Source organism: Halosimplex rubrum (assembly GCF_013415885.1).
Taxonomy (GTDB): Archaea; Halobacteriota; Halobacteria; order Halobacteriales; family Haloarculaceae; genus Halosimplex; species Halosimplex rubrum.
Genome location: NZ_CP058910.1, coordinates 2,855,638 through 2,869,342 on the forward strand (window position 1 = coordinate 2,855,638; position 13,705 = coordinate 2,869,342).

Sequence of the window (13,705 nt, forward strand, 5' to 3'; positions counted from 1 at the left end):
TTCTACGACGGAATGGGTGCGTTCACGTCTTCTAAATACTGACTTTCCCACTCACGTCGCGCCTCGATTTCCCGCAATCCGCGTTGCGTGACTGTGTACACGTTCGTCCGCTTGTCGAGTTCGCCCTTCTCCAGCAGTCCTTTGTTGACGAGATCGTCGAGATTCGGATAGAGGCGGCCATGATTGATCTCCTGCTCGTAATAGTCGTCGAGTTCGTCCTTGATTGCGAGCCCATGTGGTTCCTCGAGCCCGGTGGTTACGTACAAGATATCCCGCTGGAACCCAGTTAGATCGTGCATCTGCCTGTTCCCTATTTTTGAGGGGTGGCATATGTTCTCTCTGGTACTCAGAGGCGAATTCGGCGGGACTGGTCAGGAAGACTACGTGAGAACTTCGAACCTTTATATGGTGGACAAGAGAAGTCCGCGATGGAATGTCTGACCTAATCGTCAAAGCAGCCGTGAAGGACGCACTTTCGGACCACAACGTCTCGGCAGATTTCTACGACGCCCTCAACGAAGAGGTCGCCGAACTGCTCGACGACGCCGCGGAGCGTGCTGAGGCCAACGATCGGAAGACGGTCCAGCCCCGCGACCTGTAGGCCTGCGTAACGCAGCCAACCCCGGCACTCGAACGTAGCTTTTTGAGGTTCCTGTTCAGAGGTTAGTAGACGAAGATGGCGGAGGCACCGGATACCGAACGGCAGGCGGTCGAACCCGATGCGAGAGAGGTCCTCAGTGTGTCACAGCTGAACGACCGGATTGCGTCAGTCGTATAGGACACGCCGCCCTGAACCGCGTCCTCGGATTAGCGAAATCAGTGGCCTCCACCAGGGCAGTACGGCACTCTATTTCACGCTCACCGGCGACGACGAACTCCCCGGTATGGTCTTGGAAAATCGGTACTGAGACATGGACGCGGAATTTAAACACGGAAGCGAGGTTATTCCGTTCTACGACAATCTTCGATATCTGCGATGAGGGCTTCTGCTCGTGCTTCTGCCGTTTCGGAGTTCCCCTCCGGGGCATCGGCTTTTCCATCTGGATCGAAGGTCGGGAGTTCCTGTTCCCAGCCCTTCTCAGCGTAGCTGTCGTCAGGTGCTGACTCGAAGAATTGAACAAGTGAATCGAGCGATTCGAGCCGTCGCTTTAGCTCACTGGCTCGGCTTGGGTCAACGTAATAGACGTTGTCTACTCGTTCGATAAGCCCGTGCTCGAAGAGACGATCCATCGTGTTCGACACGGCGGTCTTGTTGAGGGCTGTTCGATCTACGATTTCGCGTCGGGTGAAGCCGTATTCGCGGTGTGCGATAAGGAAGCTGAGAGCGCAGTACTCGTTCGTGTCCGGCTTGATCGGGAACCGATCGTCACTCGTGAGTTCGCCAACCGGAACGGGCATCCGTACCAATATCTGTCGGCGGACGATAATACGATTTTCGCAGATGGATATGCCTAAGCAGATCTCCGAAGAACATTTCAGAGAATTTCGCTCCTGGCCAGTAGAAGTATAATTCGACACTCGGTGTCCAATCCTGTAGAGAGTTAATGACCAGCAGCGGGATGCGCATCGTCATCCCGATCATTCTCGATCGGTTCGTAATCGGCGTCGTTGCCGACTGGCTTGAACCCGGGGACGTAGCTGAAGCGTTTCCCTGGCTCGCTGCGGAACATCAACGGGAACATGCCACGATGCTCGCGAGCGCGGTACTGTGGCTCCCATTCTCGGAATTCCATCGTTGGTTTGGCAATCTGTGGGGCAGGCAGCTCTGCACGCTCTAAGTCTGATAGCTCAAGCACGCGCACTTCGAGTTCACGCGCCAGTTTCTCGGTTCGAGGCGTCAACTCGGTCGTGTGACAGAGCACTGGCATCGCACGACAGGCAAACGCCACCGTACACAACCGGAAGAGAGCTGTCGGGGTGATTGGGTCGTCTGTCCAGTCTTTACACTGGGCGACAATCCAGTCGCTTGGCTGCTGCTGTTTCTCACTCCGTCTGGCGACGACATCAATCTCCATACTATAGAGGTGTTGGCGTGTCGCTGCACGGTATCCCCAGCGTCCGAGTGCACGCTCAAGTTGATACTCGAGCCACCGCCCATCACCATTCCCACGCCCCCCGACGTGCGGGTCAACGTTGTCAAGGTTGATATCCTCTCTGTCGGCGAGAACTGGACTATCTTCCGGGACCGATGACAGAATGTCTCGAAGGGCTGTCGCGTACTCGAGGGCTGTTGTGAACTTCTCGACAGGTGGTTCGTCATAGTGGTGGGCTGCCGGCTGTACAGCACGGAGTGAGCGAACTAGCCAGCACAACTGCCGTTCGATGTTGATGACTGCAGCCGCGTAGTCATCCCATGAAGCGGGAGTTAGATCTTCTGCTGAGTCAACATCTCGGTCTGGCTCGGGCAGAATCCGTTCGGCTTCAGTGATCGGCTGGCTCGCGAGGAAGAGGAGCCGGCAGGCGAACATCCGTTGGTCAGTGGGAAGCGAATGATCGCGCTCGAGTGTTTCACGGAGTGCCTCGATTGTCTTCGTCAGCAGGCTCAGGCGGTCATCGTATCCCTCTGGAGTGGGCTCATCCGTCGTCATCGGTGAGTGGACTCGGCGTAAAGTGCTGGCGCGTCAGCGAAGTCTCCGAGAGCGACTGGACGGTCGGCTGACCCTGCTTCTGGACGTGATGAGAGAGTTCCGCTTCGTCGGTGACGGTGTACCACTGGTGACTATCGGCTCCTCGATACCGGAGTTCGTCCTCGACAGCCACGAGGACGCCCTGTTCAGTCATCCCGGCCGTATCGAAGACGAGAACGGCCGGGTCCGGATTCGTCCAGGTGCCGCGAATCAAGGCGAGAAGCGTGTCGAGTGTTGGCGGATCGACGGGGTCTGGGTAGCGTGGTTCCGCGGGGGCGCTAATCGCAACATCACGGATGGTGTCGCGACGACAGCTGCGCCAGCCAGCGCCTGTCCACTCGAGTTCACGCCGCGTCCAGCTATCGCCGTCGCCGTCGGGCTCCAGAACGAGCCGCCGCGGTGGAGACGTAGTTGGAGTCCACTGGAGGACACACGAGCCGCCATCTGGGAGTGGGTTGTCGTCTGTTCGACGGTGCTGTTCAAAGAGCGCAGCGTCGATCTGCGAGCGTGCACGTCGGAGTGTGGTGATTGGGTCTGGGACTGGCGTGGCTGCTGTCTCATCCGTGTTATCGACCGCCTCAAAGAGCCGGTGGAAACGGCCATCGATGTCTCGAAGCGTCGCGAGGGCGTGCGCTTGGGTGTCTGTCATGTGGATTCCTCCGACTTGGGCTTGTAGCAGGCCGTCTGGAGTCGACGAATGTATTCGGCGAGCGGTTCCGTCGCGTCCGTCGAAGTCACAGTCTTCGAACGGTCATCATAGTCGACCGCGCCGACCCCATCGAGCGTCTCAAGATGCCGTTGGGTCAATGCGATGTAGACTGGGGTTCGGTCGTCGCTCCCGACTTTGCTGGGGTCGATTCCGTTTTCGATGGCCGCGATTTCGACCGCAAGCTCGTCAGCAGTGACTTCATCGGGAGCCCGTGACAAGGACAACAGGACGCGACGACGGCGACGGTTCCCGATTGCATCGAATACGCTATCAGGATCCATTGGGATGGCAAGTGACGCCGATTCGCTGGATGTCGCGGTCATGCAGCTCGCCCTCCTCGTCGGTGCGTCGTTCGATGGGCCTGTCGCGTTCTCTGGAATGCGCCTTCGTCAAGGCGGGCCTGCTGGCGTATCTGTGACTTCGTGGTCGCTTCACGGGGTTGATGTGCGAGTTGTACGACTCGGTGTGTCTGTGGGTCGGTGTCCGGAGTGGTGTTCTGAGAGACAGAGTTATCACTCCTGACACGGGTATTCTGGCTTGCTGTCATCCGTCTGGCAGCACGAACCCTCCGGCGTCCTGACGCCGGGGGATTCCGCTGGACTCGTGCTAGTCTGGCGTAGGAGCGATTGTAGCTTTTATATCAGCACCACAAACCTCGCACGCCGAATTCCGGTCTTTGAGTACTTTTACCGCTCGAATCAGTCCGTATGCTTAATCACTTAGTAAATCACACTCCACGCCTACCGGTAGCTAAAAACAAACCACTCACAACACGAGTGATCCGGGGAGGCGCTTGCGCTCCGGAAGTATGGAAACAGATTGTCGGCTAAGTCCACATCGACAACATCAGCACGTAAATCGCACTTGCTGACTTATCCGCAAGTGCCTAATAGTGGTTACGGGAGATTCGTTCTCGGACGTGACGAGTACGGCTCTCTAGCCCTCGGAACGTAGAATTTGATTTTAGAACTATGTGTTTGCCGATTCCAAATAATCTGGTTTGTTTTCCCCATTAGCTGCGAATTTGAAGAGCGTTGATTGATTTTCAGGATGGGTTTCTAACCTGTTATGCAAGGTTGTGTGTTCACTGTGCGATAGCAATTCGAGATTAGTCGGACGATTATCGAAGGCAATCTTCGTTTGATGATGGACATCACGGTTGTACACAGCTTTGGTGCCATGCTCAGCGACCATAACTAGTTGATGGATGTCGACTGATCTGTGTGATCCGGACGCTTCCTCGTTGCCATCAGTATTCGTCCGGAAGGTACTGCGTCTGGTCCATGGTCCGGGGCCTCGAGTTGGAACTTTGCGGTCTTTCATTCGCCGGTGGACCGTTGTTATCGAAACCCCCACCTTCGTTGCGATGTCTTTGAGGGTCATTCCGTTGCCCCAATACATTTCTCGTAGGTTTTCGGCTGTATCCCAAACCCAGATTTTACGATTCATCTGAAGGGTCTGTTGTCGTGGGTCATCTGGTTCCATGTTATCGTTCTAATTAGTAGTCAGAGCCGAATTATTATAATATTTTCTTCATTTTCCAATTGATTGAAGGATATCTTCAGTTATTTATTTAGATTGGACTGTAATCTGCCATAGATCTTTCCAGAGACCACTAATGGCCGGAATTTTAGCCCAAATTTCCAACCCTCTGCGAAATAGAATCACCCGCACTCAGGCATCTTATCTAGTAATACTGTATGCTTAATATAAATTCAATACACTCCGTGCGATTTGGAGAGGAGCATAATAACCACACTCACAAAATCAGTTTGACATTTCAATTCGTGATTTGGCGAGAAAATCATATCGTACGCCCAGTCGGAGTTGTGACAACTGGACCAGTAATTCGCCAGATAACCGAACAACACCCCCAATACGGTAGTCGGCTATCAGAGAAGTCACCACAAAGGAACTGTCCGAATCGTTCTGAACCACTAATAAAAATAGAATTTTTACTACTATCTCTTTCGGCTAAAAGTTCTAAGCGATTTTGTGAACATAGATCGCCCAAACGTGTGCACCCAGCAGGACGGGGAAATAAGTCGAAGCGACACATATTAGAATATTCTCCTACCCCTCGAACCTTACTTGGCTGTGAGACTCTAGTTGACAGCTCCTATAGCTATGTTTAAACCCTACTCTTGACTGCCAACTTCGGCCTTACTCCGCGTTCTCTGCCGGCCCCGGCTACTCCCCGCCGCCGCGCTCATCATCTGGCCCCGCCCTGTCCTGCTTCTCGGCTCCGCCCTGATCAGCCCGCCCACGGCAACGCGGGGAGACTATCCCCCCGCTCTCTACACCAACCCCCACCCACCATCCTTCTCGCTCCCCTTCTCCCGAGTCAGAGAAGGGGTCCGCCGCGCCCACCCTCGAGTGCCGTCGCCCGTCGAGAGCTGTCCCTCCTGCTGTCGCTGTCTGCTGTCGCCGTCTGTTGTCGCCCTCCGCTCCCCGCCCCACCCACCAACCGCTGCCGCCGTCGTTGTCGTCGTCGCTCTCGCTCCCGCCCAATCCCCCACCCTCGCTCCTGCTCCTCGCCATCGCCCTCGTCGTCGACGCCGACGTCGTCGCTGTCGCTATCGCCGCCCCCGGACCCCAGTGCTTCCGCTGTTCTCGCTCCACCCAAACCCCATCGTCTCTCGAGACGCCGCCTCCTCCCTCTCGCTACGCGACATCGCCTCCGGCATATGCTGTCGCCGTCGCCCCCTCTCTCGTCGCCCCGGACCCAGCTGTTCTCCGTCGCCGTTCGCCGCGAAGATGACTCCCCATCATGGCGAGTCCAGACCACTCCCCGAATCGCCGCCCCCCGGCGCGACCGCAGCAGTCCCCCGCCCATGCCGAGCCACGACGGACCCACCACCTCGCCACTCGTTCGCCAGCCACCCATCCTCGCTGTTCGGTCCTCGTCAGACGACTCCCGTAGCCCCACCCCTCACCAGACGATCTCCCCCGCCGCTGCGCTCACCAGACGTCGTCCACCGAAGCCGCCGGTCGCCTCCTCGCTCCTCGCTGTCTTCTCAACTCAGTCCCTCGCCAGTCGCCGCCGCCGAGATCGTCCACGCCACACCTCGCCGTTGACGCCTCCTGTCCTCCTCGCCTCGCCGCGCCTCTGCCCCGCCTCCACCCGTGCGCTCCCCCAGGGTTCCCTCCACTATCAACAATCTGGTAGTACCTCTATCGCCTACGCTCCCACTCCACCCCTCTCCCCCGCCGGCTCCTCGGCTCTGCCTGAATCAGCCGCCACGCGACTACCCACTGGAACTTCAACTCCCCTGAACCCTAATTGTGTAATTTCGGCTGGTCATGTTCGAGCAATAGAGATTGCTTTAGAGATGCTATCGAAGGCTCTCAGTTTGTGGCTGAACGTGTTCGCTCGATTTCGGCCCCTCCAGAGTAATGATTTACCCCCGTTAATCCTGCCGCCATACCGTAATTAGTGGAAATGTAGTCTAAAACGTATAAGATAATATGGGTGGGTCGGATTCGATTGCCGTCTGGTAATTAGGGGTGGTCTGAGCCGCTGGTTCATGGGTTATTACGACTACCTTGAATTCCATCGCCGTCCCGTAATTAGCCATCTAATGAGTGGGTGCGTCAATCCTGCTGCCGTCCCGTAATTACAGTTGTTATCGTCGGTAGTAGACGCCGAAAATCCCGGTAATCACGAACCCCCGGTAATCCGCGCCCCGTGGTGTAATTAGGGGTTTGATTAGGAGCAGGCGCAATTCGGACGCCGTCCTGTAATTACGGCTTGGCTTGGGGGAGCTGTTGATCCAGTTTCGGGTGTAATGAGAGAGCATCCAAACTGGGGGTGCGTCCGGTAATTACACGTCTAATGAGGTGTTCCGATGATTCGGCCGCCGTCTGGTAATTAGAGCGTGCTCTGACTGCCGTTAGTATAAGAATCGTGATATGGGGTGGTGCTATTCGGGAAGGTTCGGAGCTTGATCGACGGTTGGTATTGGTTCAGGCTCATGTTCACGCGAGGAGCGCGCCACCAGTTACGTGGTATCGACGCGACCCCCGAGGTTTGTCGTGTGTATGCCGACGCGGAGGCGTTCTCCACCCGTTGCGAACAAAATCTGCGAAGACTGCGAGTAGTTCGCGTACAGATTCTGCGAAGATTGCGAAAACGCCGAGGGTGGGAGGCACCAGCGGTCGCGTGCCGAGGCCGGGGTGACGGCTATGGCGGTGCGGTGGCTACCGGTACCCGAGATCCTGGCGTGTCCGAAAAGAATGCCTGTTGTGGAGTGTCGTTGAGCTTCGCGTCCACGGAGTTCGAGCAGATGCTGGCCGAACTGTAGAGCCAGCCCAACGACTCTGGTTACGCTTCTGCTCCGTCAGCTTCCTCGTCCGCCCCGTCGTTCGCTGCCGGGGAGACCTCGCCCTCTTGGCCGAGGTCAATGACGAGCGCACCGGGGACTTTCACGCTACCGATGTCTTCGTCCCACTCCGGCGGGTACCGAATCGTTTGGTCTGGCTTGATGTTGTGCTGCTTGAGGAACCCGCTCACCGACATGGAGACACGATCATCGTTCCACTAGAGCGAGTAGACGTTCGTCCGGTCGTAGTCTTCCTCCAGCGGGATGATTGCGATCTCGTTGTCGTCCTCGTTGTACGCCCGGATAACTGCTTTCTTCCCTTTGAGGTACTGCTTGGACACCGTGGAGTTCGGCGCGAGCTGGCCGTTCTCCCGAAGCGAGACGAACTCCAGCCTGTGGAAAACTCCGTAGCCTTCGTCACTGAGCGCGTCCGAGATTTCGTCGAGGAGTGTCTACTGTTGTCGTTATTAATCGCGAGCCATCCCCGGGCAGTCGTGTGCTTGGATTCGCTCTGGTAATCCGACTCGTCCACAGACCGGGCACTCGACGAGCGGCGTCGGCGGGAGGTCACGACACTGCCGCAACGCGGCCTCCAGATGGGCACGGACGACGGCTGACTCACAGCGAGTGAGTGCTTGTGCGAGGTGCATCTCGAGTGCTTCGCGCGTGGTCTGTCCCTGTTCGGGACGCGTCCGCCGCGTCATCGTGGGCCTCGAAACAGTACGGGCTGGGTCAGGAGTTGATACAACTTGGTGGCGGTGTGTTGCCACTGGGGAAGATATTGCATGTGATTCAGAGGCAGGAGGTGATGGGGCGACCACGCCAGAACAACACCGTGCTGGGTCGTGGCCGTCACATTCCTTTTCAATCCCACCTCACCCCACTCGGGAGTTACAAACTTCCCGTCTCGAACCGATCCTTCTCAATCTCTCTAAACGCCCTCATTACGGACATCAGCTCTTATCCTAGCTCTTCGCTGCTGACTGTGATTACTATAGCACACCAAATATCCATGCTAAATTTCTCCCGTAGCCAGAAAAGGGGGGGAGGGGGGGAGAGGGGATCGGCAGCCTTGCGGCTGGGTGGTAGCTACAGTGTTGCTCACTATCGACGGAATTTCTCCGCCGGCATCCGCCTCGGAGCCTCGCAGTTGGTGCTTCCGAGTGAACCATGTACTCCAGATTCCGTTGGCAGCCGATCGGAATTCGGGCGTCCGCTCCCAGCTAGAGCGGACAGTCCGAACCACGATGACGGCCTGATCGCGTGTTAGGCGACCTACATGGGTTGCAACCTTTGATATCTTCCACCTGCCGCACGCGACAGACGGCTTCTCCATGCTACCGGGGCTTACTTATTCAATATTGAATTCCACCATCAAATAAAGCTTCGTAAAATCCCCCTAAAACCCGGTTTAATCAGGATATATGCGCTCTACGAACGGATTACTACATCAAACCGGTTGCTTGCGCATGTTCTCATCGTCCGATAACCCCTCCCGATTGGTCCTTCCCCGCCTCGGTGGGACCGTCTGCAGAGGATGCGTTTCACCGAATCTACTCCATACACAGCGTACATCCTACGAGACATCATATTGAGCAAACGCACGCCTGCCGCACGCTGGACACTCATCGGCCTCGGGCGTGACAGTCGTCCCACAGTGCCGGCACTCAACGATGCTGTCAGCCTTGTTGATTGCACGGAGGCGAGCGAGGAGTGTCCGAACCCCCATCATCCATAGGCCCACTGCAGGACGGTATGTAGACGTATTGGCCGCACGTAATCGCCCACAATTCGGTCTGCTAGCCGCTGGAACAGTCGAAACCATTAGAGATACGCAATCAAACATAGAGATGGACGGACGAGTCATACGCTCCGTCCACCCCGTTCCATGACCACAAACACGTCGCTGCTTGGTTACTGTCCGGACTGTGGCGACCAAATTACCCAAGCGTGGCTGCTTGTCGAATATGAGACAAGCGACGGCGAGAACGGTCTTTGGGCGGAGTGCCCCAGCTGCGAGGACGTCGTTGCGCCTGAGTGAAACTCACGTCAGTTACGTGGTCTACGGGCGGCGGGGGCTGAGGGCCTAGGGACTTGTCTCCGGGGGCGATTCACGGGGGTCGGTTAGGATGGTTCGGGTGCTGTAGGTGCCGAAAATTGCCGCGAGTAGCCCCATCGGGAGATAGCGAAGGCGAGTGGGGGTGGCTGTGGAAAATATTAGAGTGTTCAGAAAATACACATAACGAGAGTAACCACTACCGTGTGTATCGCCAAGTTGGCGCCAGAATTGAGACCGCTGCCGCCAGATTACCTGTCACCACCCTTCGCCCTCCATCCCCATGGAGGAGCACCGGCGATACACCGCTTCACCGTTTTCGACTACACTGCAGAACCCGCTCGTTCTGAGAAGTTACTCCCCGTATTACCGCAAGTCGGCGTGGATCAGTCCGACTGAAATAAGGAGCATAGAGGATACGGGCAGCAGTCGTAGCCGGTTCGACGATGGACGCAGTACGTCGCCAGCGGCGACGACGGCGAGCAGTTCCAGAAACGGCACTTCGACGACCGGCAGGGCTGGCACGAGACCACCATCCCTCGCCGAGCCGTTCGCGACGAGCTCATCACTCAGCTCACGCAGTCGCCCGCGACACCGGCGAAGCGGTCAGGTGAGGGAGTAGCCAGCGAGCCAGACACCTTCGTCGTGAAGCCAGTTCGAGAGCTCCGAACGCCGTAGGGACTAGACTTAACCAATATTCCCGATCAATACCGGCACAGTGTTGGTTAACGGTGGGGCTGGGTCCACTCCCTCGCCCCACCCACCGCCCGACTCCTCGAGTGAGTGTACCCTGGCGGCCGGGCGATCCGAGGAGGGACCGAATCTGTACGCTATGAGTTGTTTGTCGGCGTCCCCAGAACGCGGAGCGTTCTGGTGTGCGCACGAGAAACGCGTTTCTCGTGCACGCCGGGAGGCGTGCAGCGCACGACAGCGTGCGCTGCGTGACCCATTATGCCTGGTCCCGATCCGCACGACGACACGAGTCGCGACTACGAACAGTTCGAGAAAGAACAGCTCGCCCAGGACCCCGACGCCGCCGGGGCCGATACGGCCGACGTCGACGACAGGACGGCCCAGAACCTGGTCAGCGACCTCGTCGACGCGGACGTCGTCACTCCGGTTGCCGAGGACCAAGTTCTGGTTCACGAGCCCAGCAGCGCCGCGTTCGACTTGACGACGCAACTAGCCGTCTTCCACCGTGGCTGGACGGCCGGCCGTGACGCCGACGCGGAGGGCGAGTGATGCAGCAAACCCTCGTCGGCTGTGCGTTCTGCGACGCGCCGCCCGGAACCAAGACTGGAGAGGCCCATACCTGGGGACAGGACGAGCGGGTCACCCACCCGATCTGTGACGACTGCGCGATTCAGACGGAGCCGGATCCCGACGAGCGCGATCACGTCGCCTGTGACGGCTGTGGGCTGGTCGTCAACACGCTCGCAGCACTGACCCGGTTCCGGGTCGAACTCGGGCATCTCGAAGGCCCGTTGCAGTTGTGCGCCCGCTGTAGTCCAGGTGGGCTCGCGACGTACTGGACGTGCGACCTCGAGGAGCATCTTGTTGCGACGCCAGCGGAGTGACTCCATCCCGCGTCCCAAACAGGGAACTCCCCACAGAGATTACAACAAACAGTCCAAACAGCTATGTTCCAACAGTCCCAACACTTGTCTATGTCGAGCGGCGCTATCGATATCGAGGAGTTCGAGGACGCGGATGCCGACGACTTCGAGGAACGAACTGATACCGAGCGGATCGTGTTGTTCCTCGACGAGCACGACGACCGTGCGTGGAAGGCGACGACGATCGCCGACCAACTCGGGCTGGAGACGGACGCGGTCAGTGCGATTCTGTCCCGCCTGAAGGAGCGCGGGCTCGTGCGACACAAGCGTCCGTACTGGGCAATCACGGACGACGAGGAACGGCTGCAGTCCGCCTATCGGCTCCACCGCCACCACGAGACGGCTGACGAACAGTACGGCGAGGAGCGGCTTGAAGACCTCAAGACCGACGAGCTGGAGGACGTACAGTGACGGCATTCGAAGACCTGGAACGTGGCGACATCGTTTGGGCGAGCGACCCGCTCTCGGGGAAAGGCCGCCCGATGCTCGTGCTCGGAACTCCCCAATTCCCGACCCACGGCGTGCAACTCATCACGGTCCTCATCTCCACGAAGACCTACCACGAGGAGTCACTCACACTCCGAGATGACGACTACGCGGGTGACTCACTCGGGAAACGAAGTCACGTCCTCCCGTGGTCGGTTGCGACGCTCACCAGTACTGCAGACGTCGACCACTATCTGACTTCGCTCGTCGACGACCGCATCGAGGACGTGGTGAACCAGCTGACTGACTACATTTCCGCGTAAGAACCACCGCTTGTCGTGGTAGCCATCAGCCCGTCAGTACGTCCTGTGTCAGTTGATTCTCGAGTGGTCGCGGCACGTGACGCCAGCAGCGGCACCCCAAACACCTTTTACTGATTCACTGTAAACTGTAATTGAAACCGTGGAACACGACGCAAACCGCGCCGACGGCGACATCGTCCAGGACTTCCTCTCGGTCGCGGACCTCCTCGAGGAGCCACAGCTCGCCCAGCTGTACGCGTACCTCGCCCGGGAGGGCGAGGCGACCGTCCAGAACGTGATGGACGACCTCGAACTCGCCCAGGGAACGGCTTACAGCTACGTCAACCGGCTCGTCGACGCCGGCGTCCTCACTGTCACCGACGACGAGCAACCCCGACGATACGCCCCCCGTGAGATCGACCTGACCGTGACGACGGCTGCTGGTGACCGCGAGTACACGATCACGCCGGCGCTCATCGACGCCGTCGGCCGCCGCGAGACGGACGCCGACATCGACACCTACATCGACCGCCACGGTGTCGCCGGCCTCGCGACCGCGCTCACCTACGCGATTGCTCGGGAGCGTGGGGAAGTGACCCACCGGCTGATGGCGGAGGACCTCGACATCTCGCCGCTGGCTGCAGAGATGATCCTCCAGGCGCTCCGGCCCGTCGTCCACGAGCACTACGACACCGAGGAGTCTGGGGCGGGACTCGACGAGTTGGACATCGACGGCGACGCGGCTGACGACGCGTGAGCGCACTCCACATCGCCGACACCGGCCTGTTCGTCGCGATGGGGCAGCCCTCGAACAGCCGCTACCAGGCCGTTCGCCGGTGCGCTCGACGGAACGACGTCACCTTCGTCCTGCCCGAACGAGTGTACGAGGAGCTGACCGTCGACGAGCCCGACGTTGAAGCGCCACCTGTCGACGCCGCGATCGACGAGGGCTGGGCGACGGTTGCGGCGCCGCTGGAGTTCTCCAAGCCGATCGTCTCGCGGGTGATGGACGGCGTCCAGCGGTACATCGCGAACGCGGACGACCGCCCTGCCGACGAGGTCGAACGTGCCGACGCCGCCCTCGCCGCCCTCGCTGCCCAGCATCTCAGTGCGGGGTCGGCGGCCGAGGTCTACATCTACACAACAGATATCGCGGCCGGCGATGGGGCCGAAACCGTACTCGCGAGTGAAGGGTACGGGGACTCGGTGACGTACGTGAACGGCTTCCGGTTCATCGAAGACCTGGTCGCCGGCGACAGCTAACGCTGTTCGTGGTCGAGGTCACGAGCGTCGAGGTCGCCGGCGAGATACTGCTCGCCCTCTCGTGTGATGTCGTAGACACCGTTGCCGAGGTGGACGAGGAGTCCATATTCGACGAGTGTCTTGCAGCGGGCGTTGATGTGTTGCCGGGAGAACCGGACGCGGTCGCTATCAGCCATTTCCTTGGGGGTATCAGGGCCGTCCTCAGAGAGATGCTCCAGAATGCGGTCATCGGCGCGAGACATCCAGTCGGCGTCAAATCGCATAATCGCTTCTGGTTGCGCCGACACTATCCCGAACGCGCTAAGTCAAATAGAGGAGCGTATCGCTTCTGTGGTTGACTCCTAACGTTTTAAACGTCTGTCACCCAAAGCCCCGAGTGTTCAG

The 13,705-nt window shown here is 58.6% G+C and carries 17 protein-coding genes and 1 pseudogene; 9 read left to right on the plus strand and 9 right to left on the minus strand.

What is annotated here, in order from left to right:
- Positions 1–2 precede the first annotated feature (2 nt).
- A complete protein-coding gene (locus HZS55_RS14270) occupies positions 3–299 on the minus strand; it encodes a PadR family transcriptional regulator (RefSeq protein WP_179908288.1) in 297 nt (98 codons plus the stop codon).
- 134 nt (positions 300–433) lie between these two features.
- Between HZS55_RS14270 and HZS55_RS14275 the strand changes: the two genes are divergently transcribed.
- Positions 434–601 (plus strand): DNA-binding protein, encoded by a 168-nt coding sequence (locus HZS55_RS14275; RefSeq protein WP_004048632.1) that lies wholly within the window; start codon positions 434–436, stop codon positions 599–601.
- A 341-nt stretch (positions 602–942) separates the two neighbouring features.
- Here HZS55_RS14275 and HZS55_RS14280 read toward each other — a convergent pair whose 3' ends face one another.
- From HZS55_RS14280 to HZS55_RS22830, 7 genes are all read right to left on the minus strand, one after another.
- Positions 943–1,398: a MarR family transcriptional regulator gene (locus HZS55_RS14280; RefSeq protein WP_179908289.1), complete on the minus strand. Its 456-nt coding sequence runs from the start codon at positions 1,396–1,398 to the stop codon at positions 943–945.
- Between the two features lie 143 nt (positions 1,399–1,541).
- Positions 1,542–2,588 carry a hypothetical protein gene (locus HZS55_RS14285; protein WP_179908290.1) on the minus strand — a complete coding sequence of 349 codons (1,047 nt, stop codon included), beginning with the start codon at positions 2,586–2,588 and terminating at the stop codon, positions 1,542–1,544.
- Positions 2,575–3,276, minus strand: coding sequence for a hypothetical protein (locus tag HZS55_RS14290; protein WP_179908291.1), 702 nt, complete (start codon positions 3,274–3,276; stop codon positions 2,575–2,577). The genes HZS55_RS14285 and HZS55_RS14290 overlap by 14 nt, the downstream gene beginning before the upstream one ends.
- Positions 3,273–3,659 carry a DUF7344 domain-containing protein gene (locus HZS55_RS14295; RefSeq protein ID WP_245851447.1) on the minus strand — a complete coding sequence of 129 codons (387 nt, stop codon included), beginning with the start codon at positions 3,657–3,659 and terminating at the stop codon, positions 3,273–3,275. The genes HZS55_RS14290 and HZS55_RS14295 overlap by 4 nt, the downstream gene beginning before the upstream one ends.
- A 646-nt stretch (positions 3,660–4,305) precedes the next feature.
- A complete protein-coding gene (locus tag HZS55_RS23030) occupies positions 4,306–4,821 on the minus strand; it encodes a winged helix-turn-helix domain-containing protein (protein ID WP_080505586.1) in 516 nt (171 codons plus the stop codon).
- Positions 4,822–7,660: 2,839 nt separating this feature from the next.
- The gene (locus HZS55_RS22650; protein WP_246308265.1) at positions 7,661–7,849 is read right to left on the minus strand and encodes a hypothetical protein; all 189 of its coding nucleotides are present in this window, start codon (positions 7,847–7,849) and stop codon (positions 7,661–7,663) included.
- A 27-nt stretch (positions 7,850–7,876) separates the two neighbouring features.
- Positions 7,877–7,999 (minus strand): hypothetical protein, encoded by a 123-nt coding sequence (locus tag HZS55_RS22830; protein WP_281372712.1) that lies wholly within the window; start codon positions 7,997–7,999, stop codon positions 7,877–7,879.
- A 1,547-nt stretch (positions 8,000–9,546) separates the two neighbouring features.
- On the opposite strand from HZS55_RS22830, the gene HZS55_RS23110 reads away from it, so the two are divergent.
- The 8 genes and pseudogenes from HZS55_RS23110 (at position 9,547) to HZS55_RS14335 (ending at position 13,321) form a co-directional block, all read left to right on the plus strand.
- Positions 9,547–9,699, plus strand: a complete 153-nt coding sequence (locus tag HZS55_RS23110; protein ID WP_449405174.1) for a DUF7837 family putative zinc-binding protein — start codon at positions 9,547–9,549, stop codon at positions 9,697–9,699.
- A gap of 465 nt (positions 9,700–10,164) precedes the next feature.
- Positions 10,165–10,392, plus strand: a pseudogene (locus tag HZS55_RS23035) (hypothetical protein); the annotation flags it as partial.
- Between the two features lie 273 nt (positions 10,393–10,665).
- Complete coding sequence (locus HZS55_RS14310) at positions 10,666–10,956, plus strand: hypothetical protein (RefSeq protein ID WP_179908292.1); 291 nt, start codon at positions 10,666–10,668, stop codon at positions 10,954–10,956.
- Positions 10,956–11,291: a DUF7558 family protein gene (locus HZS55_RS14315; RefSeq protein WP_179908293.1), complete on the plus strand. Its 336-nt coding sequence runs from the start codon at positions 10,956–10,958 to the stop codon at positions 11,289–11,291. The genes HZS55_RS14310 and HZS55_RS14315 overlap by 1 nt, the downstream gene beginning before the upstream one ends.
- A 90-nt stretch (positions 11,292–11,381) precedes the next feature.
- Complete coding sequence (locus HZS55_RS14320; protein ID WP_179908294.1) at positions 11,382–11,741, plus strand: MarR family transcriptional regulator; 360 nt, start codon at positions 11,382–11,384, stop codon at positions 11,739–11,741.
- Positions 11,738–12,079, plus strand: a complete 342-nt coding sequence (locus HZS55_RS14325; RefSeq protein ID WP_179908295.1) for a type II toxin-antitoxin system PemK/MazF family toxin — start codon at positions 11,738–11,740, stop codon at positions 12,077–12,079. The genes HZS55_RS14320 and HZS55_RS14325 overlap by 4 nt, the downstream gene beginning before the upstream one ends.
- Positions 12,080–12,218: 139 nt before the next feature.
- Positions 12,219–12,815, plus strand: coding sequence for a DUF7437 domain-containing protein (locus HZS55_RS14330; protein WP_179908296.1), 597 nt, complete (start codon positions 12,219–12,221; stop codon positions 12,813–12,815).
- Positions 12,812–13,321, plus strand: a complete 510-nt coding sequence (locus HZS55_RS14335; RefSeq protein WP_179908297.1) for a hypothetical protein — start codon at positions 12,812–12,814, stop codon at positions 13,319–13,321. The genes HZS55_RS14330 and HZS55_RS14335 overlap by 4 nt, the downstream gene beginning before the upstream one ends.
- On the opposite strand, the gene HZS55_RS23040 is transcribed toward HZS55_RS14335, so the two are convergent.
- On the minus strand, positions 13,318–13,584 hold the full coding sequence (locus tag HZS55_RS23040) for a MarR family transcriptional regulator (protein ID WP_394353534.1): 267 nt from the start codon (positions 13,582–13,584) through the stop codon (positions 13,318–13,320). The genes HZS55_RS14335 and HZS55_RS23040 overlap by 4 nt on opposite strands.
- Positions 13,585–13,705: the final 121 nt, after the last annotated feature.